At 67.5% G+C, this 24,780-nt stretch carries 23 protein-coding genes and 1 other RNA gene; 12 read left to right on the forward strand and 12 right to left on the reverse strand.

Going from position 1 to position 24,780, the window contains the following annotated elements:
- Positions 1-32: 32 nt before the first annotated feature.
- Positions 33-131, reverse strand: an RNA gene (gene ffs, locus ACWMMN_RS09510) — signal recognition particle sRNA small type.
- 390 nt (positions 132-521) lie between these two features.
- Between ffs and trxA the strand changes: the two genes are divergently transcribed.
- From trxA to ACWMMN_RS09550, 8 genes are all read left to right on the forward strand, one after another.
- Complete coding sequence (gene trxA / locus ACWMMN_RS09515) at positions 522-848, forward strand: thioredoxin TrxA (protein ID WP_006402348.1); 327 nt, start codon at positions 522-524, stop codon at positions 846-848.
- Between the two features lie 195 nt (positions 849-1,043).
- Positions 1,044-2,306 carry a transcription termination factor Rho gene (gene rho, locus ACWMMN_RS09520; RefSeq protein WP_006478662.1) on the forward strand — a complete coding sequence of 421 codons (1,263 nt, stop codon included), beginning with the start codon at positions 1,044-1,046 and terminating at the stop codon, positions 2,304-2,306.
- Between the two features lie 129 nt (positions 2,307-2,435).
- Positions 2,436-2,936: a MerR family transcriptional regulator gene (locus ACWMMN_RS09525; protein WP_059234002.1), complete on the forward strand. Its 501-nt coding sequence runs from the start codon at positions 2,436-2,438 to the stop codon at positions 2,934-2,936.
- Entirely contained in the window at positions 2,933-4,489 is a 1,557-nt protein-coding gene (locus ACWMMN_RS09530) for an MFS transporter (protein ID WP_340624178.1), read from the forward strand. The genes ACWMMN_RS09525 and ACWMMN_RS09530 overlap by 4 nt, the downstream gene beginning before the upstream one ends.
- A gap of 38 nt (positions 4,490-4,527) precedes the next feature.
- Positions 4,528-5,361, forward strand: a complete 834-nt coding sequence (locus tag ACWMMN_RS09535) for a M90 family metallopeptidase (RefSeq protein ID WP_340624179.1) — start codon at positions 4,528-4,530, stop codon at positions 5,359-5,361.
- A 158-nt stretch (positions 5,362-5,519) separates the two neighbouring features.
- Positions 5,520-5,780, forward strand: coding sequence for a type B 50S ribosomal protein L31 (locus ACWMMN_RS09540; RefSeq protein WP_059233999.1), 261 nt, complete (start codon positions 5,520-5,522; stop codon positions 5,778-5,780).
- Between the two features lie 145 nt (positions 5,781-5,925).
- A complete protein-coding gene (locus tag ACWMMN_RS09545) occupies positions 5,926-7,758 on the forward strand; it encodes an ArnT family glycosyltransferase (protein ID WP_155627131.1) in 1,833 nt (610 codons plus the stop codon).
- Between the two features lie 2 nt (positions 7,759-7,760).
- Positions 7,761-9,116: an MATE family efflux transporter gene (locus ACWMMN_RS09550; protein ID WP_059233997.1), complete on the forward strand. Its 1,356-nt coding sequence runs from the start codon at positions 7,761-7,763 to the stop codon at positions 9,114-9,116.
- An 11-nt stretch (positions 9,117-9,127) separates the two neighbouring features.
- Here the strand turns inward: ACWMMN_RS09550 and lipA are convergent, their stop codons facing one another.
- From lipA to ACWMMN_RS09580, 6 genes are all read right to left on the reverse strand, one after another.
- Entirely contained in the window at positions 9,128-10,093 is a 966-nt protein-coding gene (gene lipA, locus ACWMMN_RS09555) for a lipoyl synthase (RefSeq protein WP_256084961.1), read from the reverse strand.
- A gap of 2 nt (positions 10,094-10,095) precedes the next feature.
- Positions 10,096-11,211: an acetoin dehydrogenase dihydrolipoyllysine-residue acetyltransferase subunit gene (locus tag ACWMMN_RS09560; protein WP_342702268.1), complete on the reverse strand. Its 1,116-nt coding sequence runs from the start codon at positions 11,209-11,211 to the stop codon at positions 10,096-10,098.
- Between the two features lie 4 nt (positions 11,212-11,215).
- A complete protein-coding gene (locus tag ACWMMN_RS09565) occupies positions 11,216-12,220 on the reverse strand; it encodes an alpha-ketoacid dehydrogenase subunit beta (RefSeq protein ID WP_256084963.1) in 1,005 nt (334 codons plus the stop codon).
- Between the two features lie 54 nt (positions 12,221-12,274).
- Positions 12,275-13,258 (reverse strand): thiamine pyrophosphate-dependent dehydrogenase E1 component subunit alpha, encoded by a 984-nt coding sequence (locus tag ACWMMN_RS09570; RefSeq protein ID WP_486422613.1) that lies wholly within the window; start codon positions 13,256-13,258, stop codon positions 12,275-12,277.
- A 77-nt stretch (positions 13,259-13,335) separates the two neighbouring features.
- The gene (locus ACWMMN_RS09575; protein WP_486422614.1) at positions 13,336-14,112 is read right to left on the reverse strand and encodes an SDR family NAD(P)-dependent oxidoreductase; all 777 of its coding nucleotides are present in this window, start codon (positions 14,110-14,112) and stop codon (positions 13,336-13,338) included.
- Positions 14,113-14,170: 58 nt separating this feature from the next.
- On the reverse strand, positions 14,171-15,229 hold the full coding sequence (locus ACWMMN_RS09580) for an ATP-NAD kinase family protein (protein ID WP_342702271.1): 1,059 nt from the start codon (positions 15,227-15,229) through the stop codon (positions 14,171-14,173).
- Positions 15,230-15,770: 541 nt separating this feature from the next.
- On the opposite strand from ACWMMN_RS09580, the gene ACWMMN_RS09585 reads away from it, so the two are divergent.
- Positions 15,771-17,687, forward strand: coding sequence for a sigma-54-dependent Fis family transcriptional regulator (locus ACWMMN_RS09585; RefSeq protein ID WP_486422615.1), 1,917 nt, complete (start codon positions 15,771-15,773; stop codon positions 17,685-17,687).
- A 19-nt stretch (positions 17,688-17,706) separates the two neighbouring features.
- Here ACWMMN_RS09585 and ACWMMN_RS09590 read toward each other — a convergent pair whose 3' ends face one another.
- A complete protein-coding gene (locus tag ACWMMN_RS09590; RefSeq protein ID WP_059233989.1) occupies positions 17,707-18,141 on the reverse strand; it encodes a carboxymuconolactone decarboxylase family protein in 435 nt (144 codons plus the stop codon).
- A complete protein-coding gene (locus ACWMMN_RS09595) occupies positions 18,125-18,586 on the reverse strand; it encodes a MerR family transcriptional regulator (protein WP_486422616.1) in 462 nt (153 codons plus the stop codon). The genes ACWMMN_RS09590 and ACWMMN_RS09595 overlap by 17 nt, the downstream gene beginning before the upstream one ends.
- A 286-nt stretch (positions 18,587-18,872) precedes the next feature.
- Here ACWMMN_RS09595 and ACWMMN_RS09600 point away from each other — a divergent pair, with 286 nt between their 5' ends.
- Complete coding sequence (locus ACWMMN_RS09600) at positions 18,873-19,484, forward strand: ComEA family DNA-binding protein (RefSeq protein ID WP_174994134.1); 612 nt, start codon at positions 18,873-18,875, stop codon at positions 19,482-19,484.
- Positions 19,485-19,572: 88 nt separating this feature from the next.
- On the forward strand, positions 19,573-20,010 hold the full coding sequence (locus tag ACWMMN_RS09605; RefSeq protein WP_059233986.1) for a YidB family protein: 438 nt from the start codon (positions 19,573-19,575) through the stop codon (positions 20,008-20,010).
- A 117-nt stretch (positions 20,011-20,127) separates the two neighbouring features.
- Here the strand turns inward: ACWMMN_RS09605 and clpB are convergent, their stop codons facing one another.
- Positions 20,128-22,725 (reverse strand): ATP-dependent chaperone ClpB, encoded by a 2,598-nt coding sequence (gene clpB / locus ACWMMN_RS09610; RefSeq protein ID WP_059233985.1) that lies wholly within the window; start codon positions 22,723-22,725, stop codon positions 20,128-20,130.
- A gap of 157 nt (positions 22,726-22,882) precedes the next feature.
- Positions 22,883-23,401, reverse strand: coding sequence for an Rrf2 family transcriptional regulator (locus ACWMMN_RS09615; protein WP_059233984.1), 519 nt, complete (start codon positions 23,399-23,401; stop codon positions 22,883-22,885).
- 251 nt (positions 23,402-23,652) lie between these two features.
- Between ACWMMN_RS09615 and ACWMMN_RS09620 the strand changes: the two genes are divergently transcribed.
- Positions 23,653-24,213, forward strand: coding sequence for a group III truncated hemoglobin (locus ACWMMN_RS09620; protein WP_486422617.1), 561 nt, complete (start codon positions 23,653-23,655; stop codon positions 24,211-24,213).
- A gap of 75 nt (positions 24,214-24,288) precedes the next feature.
- Here ACWMMN_RS09620 and ACWMMN_RS09625 read toward each other — a convergent pair whose 3' ends face one another.
- Positions 24,289-24,765 (reverse strand): molybdenum cofactor biosynthesis protein MoaE, encoded by a 477-nt coding sequence (locus ACWMMN_RS09625; protein WP_174994136.1) that lies wholly within the window; start codon positions 24,763-24,765, stop codon positions 24,289-24,291.
- Positions 24,766-24,780: the final 15 nt, after the last annotated feature.

Below are 24,780 nucleotides of genomic sequence, written 5' to 3' on the forward strand. Positions count from 1 at the left end.
AAAAAACGCCCTGCGAACGGGGCGAGAAGGAAGGTGACGAGCCCAACCCTCGGCACTGGCGGAAAACGATTGTGGCTGCTTCGTTCCCGACCTGACCAGGTTCACCGCCCCACCATGCGAGGAGGCCCGTCACGGCATATTCTATCACCGCTTCCGGACGAATGCGACCGTTTGTTCGCATCAATGCGAATATCGCCGGGCAAACCGGCATGCCATCCGTTCGCACGACGCGCATGCGTGCCCGCCCCTTGTAATTTGCAGGCCAGCCTCCACTTGCATGGCACAACGGTCGAACGTCGCGTCGTACCCCTACTCGCGTAGCGGCTACTATCGCCGCCCGCAGCAGATAGCAATTTAGGCTAATATGACGCCCGAACGACCCGCGAGCCGCGGCATGCAGCGCCTACGCCCCTCCTTTCCGGAGCGCGGCGTGACCTGCCGCAGCGGCCGGCAGCCTACGGCGGCCGGTACGCCGCAACGCGCAAGCAGGCAGTCCCCGAACCGTAAGAGGTATTGACCCAATGAGCGAACAGATCAAACACATCAGCGACGCATCGTTCGAACAGGACGTCGTCAAGTCCGACAAGCCCGTGCTCGTCGATTTCTGGGCCGAATGGTGCGGCCCGTGCAAGATGATCGCCCCGATCCTCGACGAAGTCGCGAAAGACTACGGCGACAAGCTGCAGATCGCGAAGATCAACGTCGACGACAACCAGGCTACGCCTGCGAAGTTCGGCGTGCGCGGCATCCCGACGCTGATCCTGTTCAAGAACGGCGCGGCCGCCGCGCAGAAGGTCGGCGCGCTGTCGAAGTCGCAGCTCACCGCATTCCTGGACAGCCACCTGTAATACCGGCAGTTCCACGGACGTGTTGTCAGCCGGCAACACGTCCGTCGTCCAGCCGCCGATCGCTCGCTCAAGCGCGAATCGGCCTATGCTAGAATTAAAAAACGTCGACAAGACGCATTTAAGTCTCTGAGCGCTTCCGCTCGCCCTCCTCCCTTATTTTCTTTCGTCGCATCTCCTCCCTGGCGGGTTCTCCGTATGCATTTATCCGAGCTCAAGTCTCTGCACGTCTCCGAACTGATCGAAATGGCCAATGGCCTGGAGATCGAAAACGCGAACCGCCTGCGCAAGCAGGAGTTGATGTTTGCCATTCTTAAAAAGCGCGCCAAGACGGGAGAGACGATCTTCGGCGACGGTACGCTCGAAGTGCTTCCGGACGGTTTCGGTTTCCTGCGTTCGCCGGAAATGTCGTACCTCGCGAGCACCGACGACATCTATATCAGCCCGTCGCAGATCCGCCGCTTCAACCTGCACACCGGCGACACCATCGAAGGTGAAGTCCGCACGCCGAAGGACGGCGAGCGCTACTTCGCGCTGGTGAAGGTCGACAAAGTCAACGGGCAGCCGCCCGAGGCCTCGAAACACAAGATCATGTTCGAGAACCTCACGCCGCTGCACCCGAACAAGCCGCTGTCGCTCGAACGCGAAATGCGCGGCGAAGAGAACGTCACGGGCCGCATCATCGACATGATCGCGCCGATCGGCAAGGGCCAGCGCGGCCTGCTCGTCGCATCGCCGAAGTCGGGCAAGACCGTGATGCTCCAGCACATCGCGCACGCGATCAAGCAGAACCACCCGGACGTGATCCTGTTCGTGCTGCTGATCGACGAACGCCCTGAAGAAGTGACCGAAATGCAGCGCTCGGTCGCCGGCGAAGTGATCGCCTCGACGTTCGACGAACCGGCCACGCGCCACGTCCAGGTCGCCGAAATGGTGATCGAGAAGGCCAAGCGCCTCGTCGAAATGAAGCACGACGTCGTGATTCTGCTCGACTCGATCACGCGTCTCGCGCGTGCGTACAACACCGTGATCCCGGCATCGGGCAAGGTGCTGACGGGTGGTGTCGACGCGAACGCACTGCAGCGTCCGAAGCGCTTCTTCGGCGCAGCGCGCAACATCGAGGAAGGCGGTTCGCTGACGATCATCGGCACCGCGCTGATCGAAACCGGCAGCCGCATGGACGACGTGATCTACGAAGAGTTCAAGGGCACCGGCAACATGGAAGTGCACCTCGAGCGCCGTCTCGCTGAAAAGCGCGTCTATCCGTCGATCAACCTGAACAAGTCGGGCACGCGCCGCGAAGAAATGCTGATCAAGCCCGAGATCCTCCAGAAGATCTGGGTGCTGCGCAAGTTCATCCACGACATGGACGAAGTCGAGGCCATGGAATTCCTGCTCGACAAGATCCGCCAGACGAAGAGCAACTCCGAGTTCTTCGACCTGATGCGCCGCGGCGGCTGATCGCCCCCGCCCCGCAAAACGGCCGCCCGCGCAGCTTGCCCGGCGGCCGTTTTTCCATCCCAACCTGAACGTGAACGTACAGGTTGATCTATAATCGTGCCATCACCCCAACCCAACCCACGCCTCCCGATGCCGAACGACGCCACCACCCCGCTGCTGACCGTGAGCGACGCCGCGTCGCGGCTCGGCGTCACGCCGCGCACGCTGAAGTATTACGAAGAGCGCGGGCTCGTCACGCCGTCGCGCAGCGAGGGCCGCTACCGCCTCTACGACGAAGCCGACCTCGAGCGCTTCGCGCGCGTCCTGCGGCTACGCGCGCTCGGCTTCTCGCTGCATGGCATCGCCGAAATGCTGAAGCGCCCGCTGGAAGAAACGGGCGACGGCCGGCGCCGCTATTCGGACGCGTCGTTGCGCGACATCCGCACCAGCCTCGCCGAGCAGATCGACACGCTCGACCGGCGAATCGCGGCCGTCCAGCGCGAACTGAAGGAAGCCGTCGCGCTGCGCAAGGAACTGCAGCACGACGTCGACTACGTCGAGCGGCGCCTCGCCGGCGAAAACCCCGATGCGCTGATCGCTCAGCGGCAGGCCGAAGCCGGCGCGCGGCGCGCGCGCAAGGATCGCGAATGAACACGGTGCCCGGTCGCCCGCCGCTGTGGAGCCGCGCGAACCTGCGCGCGGACCTGTTCCCGTGGGCGCTCGCACTCGTCACCGGCATCGACTACTTCGACAACGCGGTCTTCTCGTTCTTCGCAAGCTACATCGCGGGCGGCATCAACGCGTCGCCCGACGAACTCGTGTGGTCGTCGAGCGCGTATGCGGTCACGGCCGTGCTGGGCATCCTGCAGCAGCAATGGTGGGTCGACCGGCTCGGCCATCGCCGCTACGTCGCCGGCTGCATGCTGATGTTCTCGTTCGGCGCGATCGCGGCCGCGCTCGCCGATACATCGCTGCAACTCGCGTTCGCGCGCGGTTTCCAGGGGTATTTCATCGGCCCGATGATGGGCGCGTGCCGAATCCTGATCCAGATCAGCTTCAAGCCGCAGGCGCGGCCGCCCGCGACGCGCGCGTTCCTGATCATGATCCTGCTCGGCAGCGCGCTCGCGCCGCTCGTCGGCGGGCTGCTCGTCGCGCATTCGACGTGGCGTGCACTGTTCGCGTGCACAGCGCCGGCCGGCATTGCGTTCGCGGTCCTCGCGCTGCTCACGCTGCCCGATTCGGGCCGGACGCCCGACGACGCACGCGGCTCCGGGCACTTCTGGCCGTACGTCGTGTTCGCGCTCGCGCAAGGCGCGCTGCAGATCGTGATGCAGCAGGTGCATTACCAGCTCTACAGCGGCTCGCCGATGCTGATCGCGCTGACGATCGCGGGAATCGGCGCGCTCGCATGGTTCGCGTATCACCAGTGGAACCACCCGACGCCGCTCGTGCGGCTGCATGCGTTTCGCGAGCGGACCTTCCGGGTCGGGCTGCTGCTTTACATGTTCTATTACTACGAGACGACGGGTTTCAGTTACCTGACGTCGCGCTTTCTCGAAGGCGGGCTCGGCTATCCGGTCGAGAACGCCGGGCGCCTGGTGGGCACGATGTCGCTGATCTCGGCCACCGCGCTGTTCGCGTACCTGCGTTATGCGAAGCTCGTCACGCACAAGAAGTGGTTCGTCGTGCCCGGGTTCGCGATCGCCGTCACGGCGGCGCTGTGGATGACGCGCATGACGCCGCAGGTCGGCGAAGCCGCACTGATCGTCCCGCTGCTGCTGCGCGGGCTGCTGCTGCTCTTCATCGTGCTGCCGGTCGCCAACCTCACGTTCCGGATCTTCGCGATCGACGAATACACGCATGGCTACCGGCTGAAGAACATCGTGCGGCAACTGACGATCTCGTTCGCGACGTCGTCGGTGATCATCGTCGAGCAGCACCGCGTGGCCGTGCACCAGACGCGGCTCGTCGAGCGCGCGAACGTGTTCGACCCGCTGTTCCAGCAGACCGTCGACGCGCTGACGCGCAGCTACGCCGCGGCCGGCCACGCGCTGAACGAGGCGCACGCCCTCGCGATCGCCTCGATTGCGCGGATGGTCGCGCAACAGGCGTCGTTCCTCGCGTCGCTCGACGGCTTTTACTTCCTGGCGGGCGTCGCGCTCGTCGGCGGCGTCTTCGCAGCATGGCAAAAAGAGATCGATTGAGTTAAAAGACAGGCTTTGGATCATCGTCCGCCGCTTCCATGCTCTCGAAACTCACCCGCTGGCTCGACGACCGCCGCCGCGACCGCGCGCTGCGCAGCCACCCGATCTCCGACACGCTGTGGCACGACACGGTCGAGCGCCTGCCGTTCCTCGCGGCACTGCCGCCCGACGCGCTCGGCCGGCTGCGTGAGCTGACGAGCCTGTTTCTCGCGAAGAAGTCGTTCTCGACCGCGCACGGGCTCGAACTGACCGACGAAATGATCGTCGCGATCGGCGCGCAGGCCTGCCTGCCCGTGCTGAATCTCGACCTGTCGCTGTACGACGGCTGGGTCGGCGTCGTCGTGTATCCGGGCGAATTCGTGATCCGCAAGACCGTGCAGGACGAGGACGGCGTCGTCCACGAAGTCGAGCAGGACGCGAGCGGCGAGGCCTGGGAAGGCGGCCCGGTGATCCTGTCGTGGGAAGACGCGCAGATGACGGACGGCCGGGACGCGTACAACGTCGTGATCCACGAATTCGCGCACAAGATCGACATGGTCAACGGCGCGGCCGATGGCTATCCGCCCCTGTTTCGCCGCTGGCACGCGCCGCACCTCGATGCGCAGGCGTGGGCCGACGTGTTCGAACATGCGTACGACCAGTTCTGCGCACGCGTCGACGCGGTGCCGGACCGTGCGTGGGCGCGCTTCGAGCGGGACTCGCTGATCGATCCCTATGCGGCCGACCACCCGTCGGAATTCTTCGCGGTGTGCAGCGAAGCGCTGTTCGTGCGGCCGAAAGCGTTCGAGTCCGAATTTCCGGAGCTGTACCGGCTGCTCGCGCGTTACTACCGGCAGGATCCGGCCGGCACCGGCGCGCTCGACGCCCCCTGAAAATTATTCGTCAACCATCTGATTTTCTGGCATAATCGCCGTTTTTCGACCTTAGGCAAGTGGCTCGCGCCGGGCTTGGCGTCGTCTGGTATTGCGCAATGTGCGCAGGCCGGCACGGCAAGCGGCGGGTTGGCTACCGCTCTCACCAAGGAAAGACCATGAAAGAAGGCATCCACCCGAATTACCGCGAAGTCGTCTTCCAAGACATGTCGAACGGCTTCAAGTTCATCACGCGCTCGACGATCCAGACGCGCGAAAACATCGAACTCGACGGCAAGACCTACCCGCTCGCCAAGATCGAAGTGTCGTCGGAATCGCACTCGTTCTACACGGGTCAGCAAAAGATCATGGACACGGCAGGCCGTGTCGAGAAGTTCAAGAACAAGTTCGGCGTCCGCGCCAACGGCAAGGCGAAGTAAGCTTCGCATCGTATCCGGTGGCTGTAACGCACCGGTACCGCACAAAAAGGGCAGCCCAGGCTGCCCTTTTTTGTCTCTGCTCGCCCGGAAACGGCCGGCCGGCGTCCGGGCATCGATCTGACGCGTCATCGCCGGCGCGTCTACAATGCCGGATGCTCGAAACCGGCCCGTCCGCGCACGACCGCGCCGGACGCCCGCCCATAACAAAACGCTCATCTGCATGAAGCCTGTCGTCCGTCTCACCGCCTCCGCCACGCGCGCGCTACCGCGCTGGCTGCTGCTCACGCTCTGCCTCGTCTACGCGGCGTTCGGCCTGTTCGGCCGCGACCCGTGGAAAAACGAGGACGCGGCGGGCTTCGGCGTGATGTGGACGATGGCCAAGGGCGGCTGGCACGACTGGCTGTTGCCGAACCTGGTCGGCAAGTTCATCACGACCGACGGGCCGCTCGGCTACTGGCTCGGCGCGCTGTCGATCCGCGGCCTCGGCCCGTGGGTCGATGCGAGCAACGCGTCGCGCGTCGATACGGGCGTGCTGTTCTGCGTCGCGTGCGCATTTGTCTGGTACGCGGCCTACCTGCTCGGCCGGCGTGCCGAGGTCCAGCCGTTCAAATACGCATTCGGCGGCGAACCCGAACCGCGCGACTACGGCCGCACGCTCGCCGACGGCGCGCTGCTGGTGCTGGTCGCATGCTTCGGCCTCGCGGAACGCGGCCATGAAACGACGCCGCAGCTCGCACAGTTCGCGTGGATCGCGATGCTCGTCTACGGGATCGTGCGCGGCATCGACAAGCCGCTGCAGGGCGCGCTGTGGTGGGGCGTCGCGATCGGCCTCGTCGGGCTGTCCGGCAACCCCGTGCTGGTCGTCGCGCTGCTCGCCGGCACGGCCGCGCTGTGGCTCGTCACGCCCGAGATGCGTAACCTGCGCCTGCCGCTGATCGGCGTGCCGCTCGCGGCCGCGATCTTCGCGCTGTGGCCGCTCGCCGCGTTCGTCGCGGCGCCCGACGACGCCGCGTGGTTCTTCAACCAGTGGATCCACGGCAGCCTGATGCGCTTTTCGGGCCCGCCGACGGCCGTGCTCGGCTACGCGGCGAAGAACCTGCCGCTGTTCACGTGGCCCGCTTGGCCGCTCGCGATCTGGGCCTGGTGGAGCTGGGCCGGCATGCGTCGCCGCGCGCACATCGCGATTCCGCTGTCGGTTGCCGTGCCGCTGGTCGCTCTCGTGATCCTGCAGAGCCAGCAGTCGAACCGCATGTACATGCTGCTGATGCCGCCGCTCGCGGTGCTCGCGACGTTCGCGCTGCCGACCCTCAAGCGCGGCGCGATCAACGCGATCGACTGGTTCGCGGTGCTGAGCTTCACGATCCTCGGCACCTTCGTGTGGCTCGTGTGGCTCGCCTCGCTCACCGGCTTCCCGCATCCGCTCGCACGCAACCTCGCGCGCCTCGTGCCCGGCTACGAGCCGCATTTCAAGATCCTGTCGTTCATCTGCGCGGTGATCGTCACGGTGTGCTGGTGCTTTCTCGTGCGCTGGCGCATCTCGCGACAACCGAAGGTACTGTGGCGCAGCGTCGTGCTGTCCGGCGCCGGTACCACGCTGATGTGGGTGCTGCTGATGACGCTGTGGCTGCCGATCGTCAACTACGGCCGGACCTATCGCGATGTCGCGCAACAGATCGCCGTCCACCTGCCGTCCGACTACGAGTGCATCTCGCCCGTGCGGCTCGGCGATGCACAGATTGCGACCTTCGCGTATTTCGGCAACATGCACTTCGATTTCTCCGGCGACTGCGACGTGATCCTGCGCCAGGACCGCGCCGACTTCGGCGAGCCGAGCGCGATGTCGCAATACGTGTGGCGTCTCGTGTGGGAAGGCCGCCGCGTCGCCGACCGCGACGAGCGCTTCCGCCTGTACGAACGCATCGAACGGCCGAAGACGCCCGTCAAGAAGCGCCCGCCGCGCCGCCAGGCGGCCGATTGACGATGTTCGGCGACATCCGCCGGATCGTCGGTCTCGCGTGGCCGGTGCTCGTCGGCCAGCTCGCGATCATCGCGTTCGGCGTGATCGACACCGCAATGGTCGGCCGCTATTCGGCCGTCGACCTCGCCGCGCTGGGGCTCGGCTCGTCGATCTACGTCTCGATCTATATCGGCCTGACGGGCATCCTGTCCGCGCTGCAGCCGATCACCGGGCAGCTGTACGGCGCGCGGCGCTACGCCGAAATCGGCGAGGAAGTACGCCAGGCACTGTGGCTCGCGCTGCTGCTCGCGATTCCCGGCTTCCTGCTGCTGCATTTTCCGGAGCCGCTGCTGCGCGTCGCGCACGCGCCTGCCGCCCTGCACGACCGCACCGTCGACTACCTGCGCATCCTGTCGTACGGGCTGCCCGCCAGCCTCGTCTTCCGCATCTACAACGCGCTGACCAACGCCGCCGGCAAGCCGCGGCTCGCGATGATCCTGCAGATCGGCGCACTGCTGCTCAAGTTTCCGCTCAACGTCTGGTTCATCTTCGGCGGGCTCGGCGTACCGGCCCTCGGCGGCCCCGGCTGCGGGCTCGCGAGCACACTGATCAACTGGGGGCTCGCGCTGATCGGCTATACGCTGCTCGCGAAGCTCGACGTGTTCGCGCCGCTCGCGATCTTCTCGCGCTTCTGCTGGCCCGTCTGGGAGCGCCAGAAGGCGATCCTGAAACTCGGGTTGCCGATGGGCCTGTCGTACCTGATCGAGGTCACGTCCTATACGTGCATGGCGCTGTTCATCGCGCAGTTCGGCACGACGACGCTCGCCGGCCACCAGATCGCCGGCAACATCGGCGCGGTGCTGTACATGACGCCGCTGTCGATCGGCGTGGCGGCGTCGACGCTGGTCGCGCGCGCGCTCGGCGCCGGACGTCCCGAAGAAGCCCGGCTGCTCGGCCGGCACAGCGTGATGTTCGCGTGCGGCGTGGCCGCCGCCTACGGCGTGCTCGTCTTCACGTTGCGCCCGCTGATCATCGGCGGCTATACGCCGAACCCGGCCGTCGCCGCGGCCGCGATGCCGCTCGTCGCGATCGTCGCGTGCTACCACGTCTTCGATGCGCTGCAGGTCACGTCGGCGTTCGTGCTGCGCGCGTACAAGGTGGCGGTCGTGCCGACCGTGATCTATGCGGTCGCGCTGTGGGGCGTCGGCCTCAGCGGCGGCTACGTGCTCGGCTTCGACGTCGGCGGCATCGCACCCGCGTGGCTGACGGGCGCACGCGGCTTCTGGTTCGCGAACACGGTCAGCCTGATGCTCGCGGGTGCAGGGCTCGTGCTGTACCTGCGCCACATCAGCCGCGCGCACGTCACCGCCCCTGCCTGACACGCCACCCGCTACGCGTTCTCCAGCACGTCGGCCGCGTGATATGACGACCGCACGAGCGGGCCGGCAACGACTTCCCTGAAACCCAGCGCAAGCGCTTCGTCGCGCCACGCAGCGAACGCGTCCGGGCTCACGTAGCGCCGCACCGGCAGATGGTGTTCCGACGGCGCGAGATACTGGCCGAGCGTCAGCACGTCGACGTCGTGCACGCGCAGGTCGCGCAGCGTGTCGCGCACTTCGTCGTCACGCTCGCCGAGCCCGAGCATCAGCCCCGATTTCGTCACCAGTGCCGGCCGCGCAGCCTTCGCCTGCGCGAGCAATTCAAGCGAGCCGCGATAGTCGGCACCCGGTCGCGCCGCGCGATACAGCGACGGCACCGTCTCGATGTTGTGGTTGAACACGTCCGGCCAGGCTGTCGACAGCGCATCGAGCGCACGCGTCACGCGGCCGCGGAAGTCCGGCGTCAGCACTTCGACGCCGATGCCCGGCACGCTCGCGCGCACCGCCGCGATGCATGCGGCGAAATGCGCGGCGCCGCCGTCGCGCAGGTCGTCGCGGTCGACCGACGTGATCACGACGTAGCGCAACCCGAGCGCCGCCGCCGCGTCGGCCAGCCGCGCGGGTTCATCGGGATCGAGCGGATCGGGGCGGCCGTGCGCAACATCGCAGAACGGGCAGCGCCGCGTGCACAGCCCGCCCATGATCATGAAGGTCGCGGTGCGCTGCGCGAAGCATTCGCCGATGTTCGGGCACATCGCCTCCTCGCAGACGGAATGCAGCCGATGGTCGCGCAGCACGGCGGCCATGTCGGCCACCGCCGCGCTCATCATCGGCCGTGCGCGCAGCCACGGCGGCTTCGGCAGCGCCGTGCCGGCCGCGGGCTCGACGCGCACCGGGATGCGCGCAAGCTTGTCGCGGCTTCGCGCGCCCGGCTGGCCGAGCGCCGTGAGGCTGGGTCGTTCGAGCGCGGCGGTCATCGTCAGTCTCCGAGAAACGCGACGATCAGGCGGTTCACATCGGCAGCCGCCTCCATCTGCACCATGTGGCCGCTGCCGGCGATCACTTCGGCGCGCACGCCGTCCGGCAAGCCCTGCGCATGCTGCGCGGGAATCACCTGGTCGCGCTCCCCCCAGATCACGAGCGTGCGCGGCGCAAGTGTCGCGAGCCCGTCGCGGAACACGCGCCGCTGTGCGGCGCCGTCGAACGCGGCGTTCGCGATCTTCTCCAGCGCGGCCTGCACGCCTTCGAGCCGCTTGTACTTGACGAGATCCTCGACGAGCTGCCGCGTCACCAGCGCGTTGTCGGCGAACAGCGCGCCGAGGTGCGGCTTCAGCGTGTTGCGGCTGTTGCCGGCGACGAAACCGTCGATGTAAGCACGGTTGATGTCGGTGCCGAGCCCCGCGCTTGCGATCAGCGTCAGCGACGCGACGCGTTGCGGTGCGCGCTCGGCCGCCGCCATCGCGACCGCGCCGCCCATCGAATGGCCGATCAGGTGCGCGCGCTCGATGTGCTGCGCGTCGAGCAACGCGAGCACCGCGTCGGCGAGTTCGTCGAGGCTGCCGGTGTCGACGGCCTTGCCCGACTCGCCATGCCCGGGCAGGTCGAGCGCCCACACCTGCCGGTGCGCGGCGAGATCCGCGTGATTGAACAGCCAGTTGTTCAGGTCGCCGCCGAAGCCGTGGATCAGCACGGCCGGCGTGCCCGTCCCGTCGCCGAGCTTCAGGAAGCGCACGGTGCGGCCGCCGATCTGCGCCTTCTCGGGCTGCGGGCCGGCTGCTTCGTCGGCAGCCGCGCTCGGTACGAAATCGCGCTGGAAATCGGCGATCGCCGCATCGATGTCGGCATCGCTCGCCTCGGCCGCCGCGACGACCCCGAGCAGCGCGCCGACCGGCAGCGTCTCGCCCTCCTGCGCGACCTGCCGGCGCAGCGTGCCGTCGAATGCGCATTCGACGCCCGACGAGATCTTGTCGGTCTCGACGTCGAGCACCTCATCGCCCTTCGTCACGCGTTCGCCGAGCGCCTTCAGCCAGCCGTTGACCTGCCCCTGCTCCATCGACAGCCCCCACTTGGGCATCGTGATCATGTGAATCGACATCGTGTCAGCTCCTCGTCTTCAGGACCGCCTGCGCAATCGCATCGGCGGTCGGGATGTACAGGTCTTCCAGCACGCTCGCGAACGGCGCGGGCGTATGCGGCGCGGTGACGAGCTCGATCGGCGCCTTCAGCGAATGGAACGCGCGCTGCGCGACGAGCGCGGCGATGTCGGTCGCGATCGAGCAGCGCGGGTTCGCCTCGTCGACGACCACCACGCGCCCGGTGCGCTCCGCGCTTTCGAGGATCGTTTCCTCGTCGAGCGGCGACGTCGTGCGCAGGTCGATCACGTCGCACTGGACGCCGTCCTTCGCGAGCTTCGCGGCCGCATCCGTCGCGAGATGCACCATCCGGCCGTACGTGACGATCGTCACGTCGTCGCCTTCACGCACCACGTTCGCCTCGCCGAACGGAATCGCATAGGACTCCTCCGGCACGTCGCCTTCGCGCGTATAGAGCAGCTTGTGTTCGAGAAAGATCACGGGATCGTTGTCGCGGATCGCCTGGATCAGCAGCCCCTTCGCGTCGTACGGCGTCGACGGGCACACGACCTTCAGCCCCGGAATGTGCGTGAACAGCGACGTCAGCATCTGCGAGTGCTGCGCGGCCGCGCGCAAACCCGCGCCGTACATCGCGCGGATCACGACCGGCGTCACGGCCTTGCCGCCGAACATGTAGCGGAATTTCGCGGCCTGGTTGAAGATCTGGTCGAAGCACACGCCCATGAAATCGATGAACATCAGCTCCGCGACGGGCCGCATCCCGCACGCGGCCGCGCCGACCGCCGCGCCGATGTAGCCGCCCTCCGACAGCGGCGTATCGAGCACGCGGCCCGGAAACTTGTGGAACAGCCCCTTCGTCACGCCGAGCACGCCGCCCCATGCGTCGTCCTCGCCCGGCGCGCCCGCGCCGCCCGCGTTGTCCTCGCCCATCACGATCACGCTGTCGTCGCGCGCCATTTCCTGCGCGAGCGCTTCGTTGATCGCCTGCGAATAAGTGATCTTCCTTGCCACGTCTGTCTCCTGGAATGTTCGGTTCGCCGTGCCGGCTGCGGTGTCAGGCCGCGCTCACGGATACGACACGTAGACGTCGGTCAGCAGGTCGGCGGCATCCGGCACCGGCGCGGCCTTCGCCTGCGCGACCGCGTCGTCGATCAGCGCCTTCACCTGTGCATCGACCGCGCGCAGGTCGGCCGTCGTCAGCGCTTCGGCGCGCACGACGCGCATCTCGAAATGCTTCAGGCAGTCCTTCTCGTCGCGCAGCTTCTGCACCTCGCCCGGCGCGCGGTAGGTTTGCGCATCGCCTTCGAAGTGGCCGAAGTAGCGCGTGAACTTCACCTCGACGAGCGTCGGGCCGCCGCCGTTGCGCGCGCGCTCGACGGCTTCGCCGAGCGCTTCGTGCACCGCGAAGAAATCGAAGCCGTCGACGATCACGCCCGGCATCCCGAACCCGTTCGCGCGATCGGCGATGTTGTCGGTCGCGACCGACCAGCTCGACGACGTCGCTTCCGCATAGCCGTTGTTTTCGGCGACGAAGATCGCGGGGAGCCGCCACACCGACGCCAGGTTCATCGATTCGAAGATCACGCCCTGGTTCGACGCGCCGTCGCCGAAGAAGCACACGCCGACGCCACCCGTCTTCTTGTGTTTCGCCGCGAGCGCCGCGCCGCACACGAGCGGGCCGCCCGCGCCGACGATCCCGTTCGCGCCGAGCATCCCCATCGACAGGTCGGCGATGTGCATCGAGCCGCCCTTGCCGTGGCAAACGCCCGTCTTCTTGCCGTAGATCTCGGCCATCATCCCGTGCACGTCGACGCCCTTTGCAATGCAATGGCCGTGGCCGCGGTGCGTGGTGGCCACGTAGTCGTCGAGGCCGAGGTGCAGGATCGTGCCGACTGCGGACGCCTCCTCGCCGGCATACAGGTGAACGAAGCCGGGAATCTCGCCGGTCGCGAATTCGACGTGCAGGCGTTCCTCGAATTCGCGGATCGTGCGCATCAGCCGGTAGGCGTCCAGCAGCTTGTCCCTGCTGAGCTGTGTCGAAGCGGTCATGTATGTCTCCTGGGTAGGTCTGACTGCGAATGCCGCCGAGGCGGTGCCACGGCGACGGATTACACGGCCGGCGGCCGTCAGTGGAACGTGAAGCCGCCGTCGACGTTCACGGCCTGGCCCGTCACGTTGTCCATCGTCGCGAAGAACAGCGCGAGCCGGCCCATGTCCTCGGGCGTCTGCGCGCGACCCTGCGGGATCAACGCCAACTGGTGCCGCTGCCACGACGCTTCGACCGTTTCGCCGTCGGTCTTCCATTCGTCGGACAGCCGGTCCCACATGTAGGTACGGACGATGCCGGGGCAGATCGCGTTGACGGTCACGCCATCGCGCGCGAGCTCCTTCGCGAGCGCGTTCGTGAAACCGACGACCGCGAATTTCGATGCGCTGTAGTGCGCGAGATCCGGAAAGCCTTCCTTGCCGGCGATCGACGCGACGTTGATGATCCGGCCACGCCCCTGCGCCTTCAGATGCGCGAGCGCCGCACGGCAGCCGAGGAACGTGCCCTTCGCATTCACGTCCATCACGAAATCCCAGTCACGCTCGGTCAGTTCGGCAACCGGATGAATGCTGATCACGCCCGCGCAGTTCACGAGGATGTCGAGCCCGCCGAGTTCGGCGAGTGCCTGTGCAACCATTGCCTCGACCTGGGCGGCCTGCGTGACGTCGACCTTCGCCACCGCCGCCCGGCGGCCCAGTGTGCGCACCTCGCGCGCGGTGGCGTCGAGCGCGTCGTCGAGCAGGTCGGCCAGCAGGATGTTGGCGCCTGCGCCGGCAAGCGTCAGCGCAATGCCGCGGCCGATGCCGCGTGCGCCGCCGGTGACGATGGCGACCTGTCCTTCGAGTGGGGCTGTCATGGCAATGTCTCCTTGACGATCGTTATGGATGACGAAATGCTGTGCGCAAACCGGATGTTCAGTCGTGCCACGCGCCGGCGTCGCGCAGCAATTGCCGCGAAGACGCGTAGCGCAACGTGCGGCCGACATCGACCGTCAGCGGCCCGCGCCAGTCGAGCGAAATCTCGTAACGGTCGCCGCGCGCCACCTCGATCTCGCGCTCGCCGTCGAACGCGAGCGTGCCGCGTTCGAACGGAATCGCCTGCCACGTGCCCGGTTCGAGCCGCTCGCAACTGCGCATCACGACGCGATCGACACGCCCCGGCGCGATCGGCGCGACGAGCGGCGTGCCGGCCGTCTTGCCGGCTTGCGCGAAGCGCATCGCGAGCCCGTGCGGCGCGCTGCGCTCGAGCGGCGCCCACGCGCCGCCGAGGGCGGACAGGCCGATACCGTCCGGCTCCGCGAACGTCAGGTAGAGCGAATCGATGTCGTCGGATCCGGAGATCGCGCGCGCGCCGATGAAGCGCTGCCGCGCGGCGCACACGTCGACGAGCGCGATTTCCTCGCGCCCCGGCTGCGCGCCCGCCACGCAGCGCACGACGAGCCGCTTGTTGCGGACGAATGCAACTTCGGCCGGCACGGCGCCGGTCGCGGCAAGCCCTGCCGCGACGCCGGCGACGGTCGCCTCGCGATGTTCGGGAAACGCGTTGTTGGTGCCGGTGGACAGCGCGACGAGCGGCGTCGCGCCGCAATGCGCGGCCACCGCGCGATGGGTGCCGTCGCCGCCGAGCACGACGATCAGCGCGACTTCCATCCGGTGCAGGTACGCGGCACCGGCTTGCGTGTCGGCGACGGAATCGGTAATCGGCAGGTCGACGAATTCGACCTCGGGCCAGCGTTCGTGCGGCGCGACCGCGCGATGCGTATCGATCGCGCGCAGCAGCAGCGTCGCGATGCCCGTACGGTCGCGCAGCGTCAGCACGCGCTCGACGCCCATCGCGCCGAGGCCGGCCAGCAGGCGCACGATCATGTTCGCCTTCTCGGCCGTCGGAAACACGGAGGCATGCGTCGTGAGGCGGCGGATGTCGCGCCCCGATGCGGGGTTCGCGATCACGCCGACGGTAACGGGCGTCGTCACGGGTTCGTCTCCATCCAGTTGGCCGGGCCGGCATCGGCGCATCGGCGCTTCGTCCAGCCCTGCCGGTTTCGTCCGCTGCCATCGACGGGCAGCGGATCGTCGTCGCCAACGCGACCGCATCGGCTTGCCCGTGATCTCTGCAAGCGGCGTGCCATCGTCACTGCGGTGACCGTGAAACCCGCGCACACGCTGGCGCGGCGGGCTGACGCGTGTTCAGGATGCGCGGCTGCGACGATGCGGCACCTCGCGAAACCATCCCTGCGTCTCACGCTGTCGATGCGACGACGCGATGGCCGCGGCACCTGTGCTTGCGCGCCGCGCCGCCCGCAAAACCGGCGTTCACGCGGCGCGGCGCGCGTCACGGCAGGCCCGACGACCGCCGCGCGCCACGCATGCGGACGTCTCAACCGCGCGAGACACGGCGAGATGCCGGTGAGACGAACGTCTCACGCGCGCCGCGTGCTGCGATGCAATGTGATCCGCGCAACCGGATGTGCTACAAGGACATCGATATCCCCGCCGTACGGAACCGGAGCCGACCATGCCCTACGCCGTCCCCCAGGCCCAGCACGCCGACCGTGTACTCGGCGCGCTCGCCGGACGCCTGCCCGCGCCGGCCGATTCCGAGCGGCTGGTGTCGTCGTGGCAACGCTCGCTGGAGCGTTATTGTCTCGACCCCGCTTCGTCGATCGGCCCGCGCGTGCTGACCGCGGCCGAGCTGCGCGAAGTACGCGACAAGGAAGAGGCCTTCCTGCGCGCGTCGGGCCAGTGCCTGACGCGGCTGCACGACATGATTCGCGTCGCCGACTACTGCGTGATGCTGACCGACGCGCACGGCGTGACGATCGATTACCGGATCGACCGCGAGCGCCGCAACGACTTCCGTCACGCGGGCCTGCACATCGGCTCGTGCTGGTCGGAAAGCGAGGAAGGGACCTGCGGCGTCGCGAGCGTGCTGACCGATCTCGCGCCGATCACCGTGCACAAGACCGATCACTTTCGCGCGGCATTCACGACGCTCACCTGCAGCGCGGCGCCGATCTTCTCGCCGGGCGGCGAACTGATCGGCGTGCTCGACGCGTCGGCCGTGCATTCGCCCGACGGCCGCGACAGCCAGCGCCTCGTCTACCAGCTCGTGCGGCAGAGCGCGGCGCTGATCGAGGACGGCTACTTCGTGCACAGCACCGCGCAGCACTGGATCTTGTTCGGGCATCCGAATCGTCACTACGTCGAAACGCAGCCGGAGTGGCTGATCGCGTTCGACGACTGCGGCAACATCGTCGCCGCGAACCGTCAGGCGCGCGACGCACTGCCCGCACTGCGCGAGCCGCGCCATATCGACGAGATCTTCGATGCGACCGAAATGCCGCTACGTGACGCCGCGCGGCTCGATGCGATCGTCGCGCTACGGCTGCGCGCGACGGGCGCCCCGCTCTATGCGCGCTTGCGGGCGCCGCTACGGCGTGCCGGCCGCGAGCCCGGCACGGTATCGCGCCGCGCGGGCGCCGCGCCACGTCACGTCGGCGCGCTGACGCCGTTCCTGCACAGCAGCGACTCGCATATCGCACAACAGGCGGAACTCGCGCTGCGCGTCGCGAGCAAGCGGCTGCCGATTCTCGTGCTCGGCGAAACCGGGGCGGGCAAGGAAGTGTTCGCGCGCGCGATCCATGACGCCGGTGCGCGGCGCGCGCGGCCGTTCGTCGCCGTCAACTGCGGCGCGCTGCCGGAAGCGCTGATCGAGAGCGAACTGTTCGGCTATGCGGCCGGCGCGTTCACCGGCGCGCGCAAGCACGGCGCACGCGGCAAGATCGCGCTCGCCGATGGCGGCACGCTGTTTCTCGATGAAATCGGCGACATGCCGCTCGCGTTGCAGACGCGCCTGCTGCGCGTACTCGCCGACGGTGAAGTCGTGCCGCTCGGCAGCGATGCGCCCGTGCGCGTCGATCTCGACGTGATCTGCGCGACGCACCGCGATCTCGCGCGGATGGTCGCCGACGGGACGTTCCGCGAAGATCTGTATTACCGGCTGAGCGGCGCGACGTTCGAACTGCCGCCGCTGCGCGCACGCGCGGACGTGCGCGACGTGATTGCCACCGTGTTCGCCGAGGAAGCGCAGGCGACCGGCCACGTGCTCACGCTCGATCCGACGCTCGCCGAACAGCTCGCGGCGTACGCGTGGCCCGGCAACGTGCGGCAACTGCGCAACGTGCTGCGCTATGCGTGCGCGGTGTGCGACGCCGCGCGCGTGACGCGGCGCGACCTGCCCGCCGACATCGCCGCGCAACTCGGCGCCGCCCCGTCGGGTGCGCTGCCCGACGACGAACGCGGCCGCATCGTCGCGGCGCTCACCGCGCACCGCTGGCGGCCCGACGCGGCCGCCAAGGCGCTCGGCATGTCGCGCGCGACGCTGTACCGGCGCATCGCGAAGCACCGGATCGTCGCGCCGCATCGCGCGTGATGCGCGAGCGCGACCGCGGTCATGCAGCCTGCCCGGCCGCTTGGTTCGCCTGTCCGGCCTCGCCGGCCGCTTCGTCGCGCCGCGTGAACACCTCGTGCGCGGCGAACAGCGCGTTGAGCGCGGCCGGGAAACCCGCGTAGACGGCCATCTGCATGAACACCTCGACGATCTCTTCGCGCGTGCAGCCGACGTTCAGCGCGGCCTCGATATGCACCTTCAACTGCGGCTGCGCGTTGCCGAGCGCGGCCAGCGCCGCGATTGTCGCGATTTCGCGCGCTTTCAGATCGAGCTGCGGCCGGCTGTAGATGTCGCCGAAGCTGAACTCGACCAGCAGCCGCCCGAAATCCGGCGCGATCGGCGCCAGCGCCGCGATCACGCGTTCGCCCACTTCGCCGTCGATTTCCTTCAGTTTGTTCCAGCCGCGCGTGTAGCGGTCTTCAGCGAGTCGTTCCATGGTGTCCGTCCTGTTCGGATACAGCGTGAGAAGGGTTTGCCCGTCGTTCCGCTTCGCGCTCCTGCGCCTCGTAGTACGCGATCTTGTCGCTGATCGCGTCGAGGCTCGCCTGCAGCTCCGCGAGATGCGCGCGCACCGCGTCGCGATGCGTGACCAGCAGGCTGCGGCGCGCACCGAAGGTCGGCTCGCCTTGCGCACGCAGCGCCGCGAATTCCTGCATCTGCGCGATCGGCATGCCGGTCGCCTTCAGGCGCATCACGAAGGCCAGCCAGTCAAGGTCGGCCGGCGCATAAAGCCGGTGCCCGGCCGCCGTGCGCGAAATCGCGCGCAGCAGCCCGGCCTGCTCGTAGTACCGCAGCGTATGCGTCGACAAGCCGGTAATTTCGGCGACTTGTCCGATCGTCAGCGGACCGGCGGCGGAAGGTTTGGATACGGTTTTCGACATGGCAGAAACAAGGTTAAGAGTTAGAGCCAACTCTAAGTCAAGCGCTTTCGAACGGCCAGTGCAACGACACCCGGCGCGCCCCCTGCGACACCGTAAAGAATGGTCAAAATCGGCGCCCGGCACGGGTTTCGGCCTTTACAGCACCGCAAGCCTTCAGCAAGATTCAGTCAGCCTGTCTTAAAAAGGGCACGCATTTGTCCTATGCTTAACGGCGACGTCCGGCCGGATCTCGCCCCGCCGTCCGTTGCAACAGCCATTCATCCGTCAGAACCAGGGAGCCTTTGCCATGCTGAAGAAGCTGCTGATGCTGTTCGTCGCGCTATCGCTGTCGCTCGCCGCCGGCCTTGCCGCGGCCGTCGAAGTCAACTCGGCTGACCAGGCCGCGCTCGAATCCGTGAAGGGTCTCGGGCCCGTGAAATCGAAGGCGATCATCGACGAACGCACCAAGAACGGCCCGTTCAAGGACGCCGACGATCTCGCGAACCGCGTGAAGGGCCTCGGCACGAAATCGGTCGGGCATCTGGAGGAAAACGGCCTGACGATCGGCGGCTCGTCGACGCCGCCGAAGGGCGTGAAGCTGTCGAAGCCGGCCGCGACCGCACCGGCCACCACGCCGGCCACGACGACGGCAGGCACCGCGTCGACGTCCACGACCGCGACGGCCGGCACGACGACTGCAGCGCCGGCCCCGGCGGCCAGCGCACCGGATGCGGCGGCGAAGCCGGCCAAGGCCAAGCGCGCATCGAAGAAGGAAAAAGCAGCGGCCGCAGCGGCGGCATCCGCCGACGCGGGCGCGAGCGCGCCGGCCGCGGCGTCGTCCGCGAAGGCGGCGAAGGGTTCGAAGAAGAAGAGCAAGAAGGACAAGGCAGCCTCCGCCGCCGCGGCGTCGGGCGCCTGATGTGCGCCGCGCGCGCGACGGCGTGCGCGCGGCATTCGTTCAACGGGCGCCGTCGTCACGGCGCCCTTTTCAGTGAAGGTGAAGAACCATGGGTCTCCTCGACATCGTTGGCGGTCTGATCGGCGGCCAGGCAGGCGGCAACTCGCAAAGCGCGCTGATCACGACCGCGCTCGAATTCATCAACAACCAGCCGGGCGGCCTGAACGGCCTGATCGAGAAGTTCAAGGCAGGCGGCGCCGGCGACATCATCGGTTCGTGGGTCGGCAACGGCCAGAACCAGCCGATCTCGCCGGATGCGCTGCAGAACGTGCTCGGCTCGGACGCGATCGGCGCGCTGGCAAGCAAGTTCGGCGTCGACCCGTCGATGGCGTCGACCGTCCTCGCGCAGGTGCTGCCGCACGTCGTCAACCACGCGACGCCGGACGGCGCGGTGCCGGCCGACGGCCAGGCACAGGTCGACACGTCGAACGTGCTCGGCTCGCTGTCGCAGCTCGCCGGCCTGTTCGGCGGCAACAAGCAGGGCTAAGCATGCCACGCTACCGGGCGGCCCGTTCGGCCGCTCCATAAGCAAACACCCCGCCAAGGCGGGGTGTTTGTTTTTGCGCGCCCGGCGCGAACCGGGCACGCAGCCGCTGGCAGGCGATCAGTGCACGACGCGGTCGAACACGAACTTGCCGTCGTGGACGTCGACCGGAATCACGTCCTTCGGACCGAAGCGGCCCGCGAGGATCAGCTTCGCGACCGGGTTCTCGATCTCCTGCTGGATCGCGCGCTTCAGCGGCCGCGCACCGAACAGCGGATCGTAGCCGACCTTCCCGATCTGTTCGAGCGCCGCTTCCGACACGTCGAGCGCCATGTCGAGCTTCGCGAGCCGATCGTGCAGCCGCGCCAGCTGGATCTTCGCGATCGACTGGATGTTGCTGCGGTCGAGCGCATGGAACACGACGACGTCGTCGATCCGGTTCAGGAACTCGGGGCGGAAATGCTGCTTCACCTCGAGCCACACCGCGTCCTTGATCTCTTCCTGCGGCGCACCCGTCATCGCCTGGATCACCTGCGAGCCGAGGTTCGACGTCATCACGATGACCGTGTTCTTGAAGTCGACCGTGCGCCCCTGCCCGTCCGTCATGCGGCCGTCGTCGAGCACCTGCAGCAGCACGTTGAACACGTCCGGATGCGCCTTTTCGATCTCGTCGAGCAGGATCACGCTGTACGGCTTGCGGCGCACGGCTTCCGTCAGGTAGCCGCCTTCCTCGTAGCCGACATAGCCCGGCGGCGCGCCGATCAGCCGCGCGACGCTGTGCTTCTCCATGAACTCGCTCATGTCGATGCGGATCAGGTGCTCTTCCGAGTCGAACAGGAACGACGCCAGCGCCTTGCACAGCTCGGTCTTGCCGACCCCCGTCGGACCGAGGAACAGGAACGAACCGTACGGACGGTTCGGATCCGCGAGACCCGCGCGCGAACGGCGGATCGCATCGGCCACCGCGCTGATCGCCTCATGCTGGCCGACCACGCGCTCGTGCAGCTTTTCCTCGATGTGCAACAGCTTCTCGCGCTCGCCCTGCATCATCCGCGACACGGGAATCCCCGTCGAACGCGACACGACTTCCGCGATTTCCTCGGCGCCGACCTGCGTGCGCAACAGGCGCGGACGCGTCGGGTTGTGCTGCTCCTGCTCTTCGGCCTGCGTGACCTGCTTCAGCTGCGCCTCGAGCTGCGGCAGCTTGCCGTACTGCAGCTCGGCAACCTTCTCCAGCTTGCCGTCACGCTGCAGCCGCGCGATGTCCGCACGCACCTTCTCGATCTCTTCCTTGAGCTGGGCGCTGCCCTGCACCGCGGCCTTCTCGGCGGTCCAGATCTCTTCCAGGTCCGCATACTCGCGGCCAAGGCGATCGATCTCTTCCTCGATCAGCTGCAGGCGCTTCTGCGACGCTTCGTCCTGCTCCTTCTTCACGGCTTCGCGCTCGATCTTCAGCTGGATCAGACGACGGTCGAGCTTGTCCATCTCTTCGGGCTTCGAATCGATTTCCATCTTGATCTTCGAAGCGGCTTCGTCGATCAGGTCGATGGCCTTGTCGGGCAGGAAGCGGTCGGTGATGTAGCGGTGCGACAGCTCGGCCGCGGCGACGATCGCCGGATCGGTGATGTCGACGCCGTGGTGCAGTTCGTACTTCTCCTGCAGCCCGCGCAGGATCGCGATCGTCGCCTCGACGCTCGGCTCGTCGACGAGCACCTTCTGGAAGCGGCGCTCGAGCGCGGCGTCCTTCTCGATGTACTTGCGATATTCGTCGAGCGTGGTCGCGCCGATACAGTGCAGCTCGCCGCGCGACAGCGCCGGCTTCAGCATGTTGCCCGCATCCATCGCGCCTTCGGCCTTGCCCGCGCCGACCATCGTGTGGATTTCGTCGATGAAGACGATCGTCTGGCCTTCGTCCTTCGCGATGTCGCTGAGCACCGCCTTCAGGCGCTCCTCGAATTCGCCGCGGTACTTCGCACCGGCGAGCAGCGCGGCCATGTCGAGCGACAGCACGCGCTTGCCCTTCAGCGTCTCCGGCACCTCGCCGTTGACGATCCGTTGCGCGAGCCCTTCGACGATCGCGGTCTTGCCGACGCCCGGCTCGCCGATCAGCACCGGGTTGTTCTTCGTGCGGCGCTGCAGGATCTGGATCGAGCGGCGGATTTCGTCGTCGCGGCCGATCACCGGGTCGAGCTTGCCCGCACGGGCGCGCTCGGTCAGGTCGACCGTGTATTTCTTCAGCGCTTCGCGCTGGCTTTCCGCGTCCTGGCTGTGCACCTGCGAGCCGCCGCGCACCGCGGCGATCGCGGCTTCGAGCGCCTTGCGCGTGAGGCCGTGCTGACGCGCGAGCTTGCCGGCCTCGCCCTTGTCGTCGGACGCGGCGAGCAGGAACATTTCGCTCGCGATGAACGTGTCGTTGAGCTTCTGCGCTTCCTTGTCGGCCTGATTCAGCAGCCCGGCCAGTTCACGGCCGATCTGGATGTCGCCGCCCGTGCCCGTCACTTGCGGCAGGCGCGAAATGGCTTCGTTCAGCGCGCCTTGCAGCGCCTGCACGTGAACACCCGCGCGCGACATCAGCGAGCGGGCGGAACCGTCGTGCTGCGCGACCAGCGCCGCGAGGACGTGAACGGGTTCGATGTATTGATTGTCGCGGCCTGCCGCGAGGCTTTGCGCGTCCGCGAGTGCTTCCTGGAACTTGGTGGTGAGCTTGTCGATTCTCATTTAGTCGAGACCTCCAATTTTCGATTAACACCAAGATGAGGATGGTTATGCGGCTTTCAAGCGAAATTCGGGTTGATTCAGCGCAAAAATTGCTGGATAGACTGGAAGTGGCCCGGGGACGGGCCGCGGTCGGCGCGCGGGGCGCGGCTCCCGCGTGTCAGTGCGTCTTGGACGGCGGTTCGGCGACTGCCGGCGCTTCGTCCGGCGACGTTGCGGCACGCACGAGCGCGACCGGACGGATGCCGAGCAGCGCCACGAGCGGCGACGCGGGCTCGGCCAGTTCGCCTAGCGTGTGACGATCGAGTTCGGCGAAAAAGGCATCGCGCGCGGCCGCCAGCACGCCCTTCAGTCGGCACTGCGGCTCGATCACGCAGCCGCGCGAGTCGCTGCCGTCAGCCGAAAAGCAGCCGACCAGCGCAAAGTCGTTCTCGGTCGCACGCACGACCTCGCCGACCGTCAGTTGCAGCGATTCGGGGAACAGCCGCAGCCCGCCATTGCGGCCGCGCACGGTGTCGACCCATCCCAGCTCGCCGAGCTGCTGCACGACTTTCATCAGATGGTTCTTCGAGATACCGTAGGCATCCGAGATCTCCTGGATCGTCGCGAGCCCCTCGCCGCGCACGGCAAGGTACAGCATCACGCGCAGCGAATAGTCGGTGTAGTCAGTGAGTCTCATGGGCGAATACGGAAATGATCGATCGTGCCCCGATAACGTGAACCGGGCCGACCGCGATGCACGCGGGGCCGGCTGACGGCCCCGTTCCGCCACCCCGGGTTGCCGGGATCGCGTGCGCGCAATAAGATGCGTGACAGTTACACGTTTTTCAGGGGGTATTGGACGCTATTCTGCGTCAAAATCCGACCGGCGTCCTCCCCGATCACCACGCTACCGCCCGTCGCCGCCCCGATCTACCCGCCCTTTTTGCCATGACTGCCCTGCCTGCCTCGCCCGAAACCGCACCGGCGCGCCCTCGCGACGCCGAGCCGACCGAAGACAACATCCGCGAACTCGTCTACGCGTTCTACGATCGCGCGCGCGCCGATCCGCTACTGGGGCCCGTGTTCGACGCGAAGCTGGCCGGCCGCTGGGACGACCACCTGCCGAAGATGGTGACGTTCTGGTCGAGCCTCGTGCTCGGCACCAAGGGGTATCGCGGCAACGTGCAGCAGGCGCATCAGCCGCTCGACGGGATCGAGCCGGCCCATTTCAGCCGCTGGCTGGCGCTGTTCCTGAAGACCGTCGAGACGCGCTACGCGCCGCCCGCGGCGATCCGCTTCATGGAGCCCGCACTGCGGATCGCGCAGAGCCTGCAGTTGAGCCGGTTCGGCTGGGACTATCAGATTCCGCCCGAGCAGCAGGCGCTGCTCGACGCGATCGCGCCGCGCCGCCGCGACGCGGGGGACGATCCGCACGCGCCGCCGTCGCGCGCCCGCGGCGAACCGTTTCCGACGAAGATCATCGGGCGCAGCATCGATCCGGACGCGTAACCGACGGCGATACGCGACGCCCGGCGGCAACGCCACCTGCGGCACATGGCCGCACCGCCTGCCCGGATGCCGCGCTCAGCGCGGCGTGTTGCCCGACTCGACGCCCCAGCGCGCGAGCGCAGCGTCGTCGGTACTGCGCGCATCGACCCAGCGCTCGCCGTCCGGCGTCGTTTCCTTCTTCCAGAACGGCGCTTCGGTCTTCAGATAGTCCATCACGAACTCGCACGACGCGAACGCATCGCCGCGGTGCGACGCGACCGTCGCGACCATCACGATCTGGTCGAGCGGCAGCAGCTTGCCGACGCGATGCACGATCGCGACGTCGATGCCCGGCCAGCGCCGGCCGGCCTCGGCCGCAATCTTCTCGAGCGCCTTCTCGGTCATCCCCGGATAGTGCTCGAGCTCCATCGCGGCGACCGAATCGCCTTCGTTCAGGTCGCGCACCGTGCCGACGAAGCACGCCACCGCGCCGATCTTCGGGTTGCGCGCGCGCAATGCCGCGACTTCGGCGTTCAGATCGAAATCGCCGGCCTGGACTCGTACTGTTGCCATCATCTGCCCCTGTCG

Source organism: Burkholderia cepacia complex sp. TUM26381 (genome assembly GCF_057439935.1).

What these genes read in the sequence shown, in the direction of transcription:
- ACWMMN_RS09585 (WP_486422615.1), top strand. Translation starts at nt 15,771, where the DNA reads ATGCCCTACGCCGTCCCCCAGGCCCAGCACGCCGACCGTGTACTCGGC.
- ACWMMN_RS09595 (WP_486422616.1), bottom strand. Translation starts at nt 18,586, where the DNA reads ATGTCGAAAACCGTATCCAAACCTTCCGCCGCCGGTCCGCTGACGATC.
- ACWMMN_RS09550 (WP_059233997.1), top strand. Translation starts at nt 7,761, where the DNA reads ATGTTCGGCGACATCCGCCGGATCGTCGGTCTCGCGTGGCCGGTGCTC.
- ACWMMN_RS09575 (WP_486422614.1), bottom strand. Translation starts at nt 14,112, where the DNA reads ATGACAGCCCCACTCGAAGGACAGGTCGCCATCGTCACCGGCGGCGCA.
- ACWMMN_RS09540 (WP_059233999.1), top strand. Translation starts at nt 5,520, where the DNA reads ATGAAAGAAGGCATCCACCCGAATTACCGCGAAGTCGTCTTCCAAGAC.
- ACWMMN_RS09545 (WP_155627131.1), top strand. Translation starts at nt 5,926, where the DNA reads ATGCCGGATGCTCGAAACCGGCCCGTCCGCGCACGACCGCGCCGGACG.
- ACWMMN_RS09625 (WP_174994136.1), bottom strand. Translation starts at nt 24,765, where the DNA reads ATGGCAACAGTACGAGTCCAGGCCGGCGATTTCGATCTGAACGCCGAA.
- ACWMMN_RS09620 (WP_486422617.1), top strand. Translation starts at nt 23,653, where the DNA reads ATGACTGCCCTGCCTGCCTCGCCCGAAACCGCACCGGCGCGCCCTCGC.
- clpB (WP_059233985.1), bottom strand. Translation starts at nt 22,725, where the DNA reads ATGAGAATCGACAAGCTCACCACCAAGTTCCAGGAAGCACTCGCGGAC.
- ACWMMN_RS09615 (WP_059233984.1), bottom strand. Translation starts at nt 23,401, where the DNA reads ATGAGACTCACTGACTACACCGACTATTCGCTGCGCGTGATGCTGTAC.
- ACWMMN_RS09560 (WP_342702268.1), bottom strand. Translation starts at nt 11,211, where the DNA reads ATGTCGATTCACATGATCACGATGCCCAAGTGGGGGCTGTCGATGGAG.
- ACWMMN_RS09525 (WP_059234002.1), top strand. Translation starts at nt 2,436, where the DNA reads ATGCCGAACGACGCCACCACCCCGCTGCTGACCGTGAGCGACGCCGCG.
- ACWMMN_RS09570 (WP_486422613.1), bottom strand. Translation starts at nt 13,258, where the DNA reads ATGACCGCTTCGACACAGCTCAGCAGGGACAAGCTGCTGGACGCCTAC.
- rho (WP_006478662.1), top strand. Translation starts at nt 1,044, where the DNA reads ATGCATTTATCCGAGCTCAAGTCTCTGCACGTCTCCGAACTGATCGAA.
- ACWMMN_RS09605 (WP_059233986.1), top strand. Translation starts at nt 19,573, where the DNA reads ATGGGTCTCCTCGACATCGTTGGCGGTCTGATCGGCGGCCAGGCAGGC.
- ACWMMN_RS09600 (WP_174994134.1), top strand. Translation starts at nt 18,873, where the DNA reads ATGCTGAAGAAGCTGCTGATGCTGTTCGTCGCGCTATCGCTGTCGCTC.
- ACWMMN_RS09535 (WP_340624179.1), top strand. Translation starts at nt 4,528, where the DNA reads ATGCTCTCGAAACTCACCCGCTGGCTCGACGACCGCCGCCGCGACCGC.
- lipA (WP_256084961.1), bottom strand. Translation starts at nt 10,093, where the DNA reads ATGACCGCCGCGCTCGAACGACCCAGCCTCACGGCGCTCGGCCAGCCG.
- ACWMMN_RS09590 (WP_059233989.1), bottom strand. Translation starts at nt 18,141, where the DNA reads ATGGAACGACTCGCTGAAGACCGCTACACGCGCGGCTGGAACAAACTG.
- trxA (WP_006402348.1), top strand. Translation starts at nt 522, where the DNA reads ATGAGCGAACAGATCAAACACATCAGCGACGCATCGTTCGAACAGGAC.
- ACWMMN_RS09530 (WP_340624178.1), top strand. Translation starts at nt 2,933, where the DNA reads ATGAACACGGTGCCCGGTCGCCCGCCGCTGTGGAGCCGCGCGAACCTG.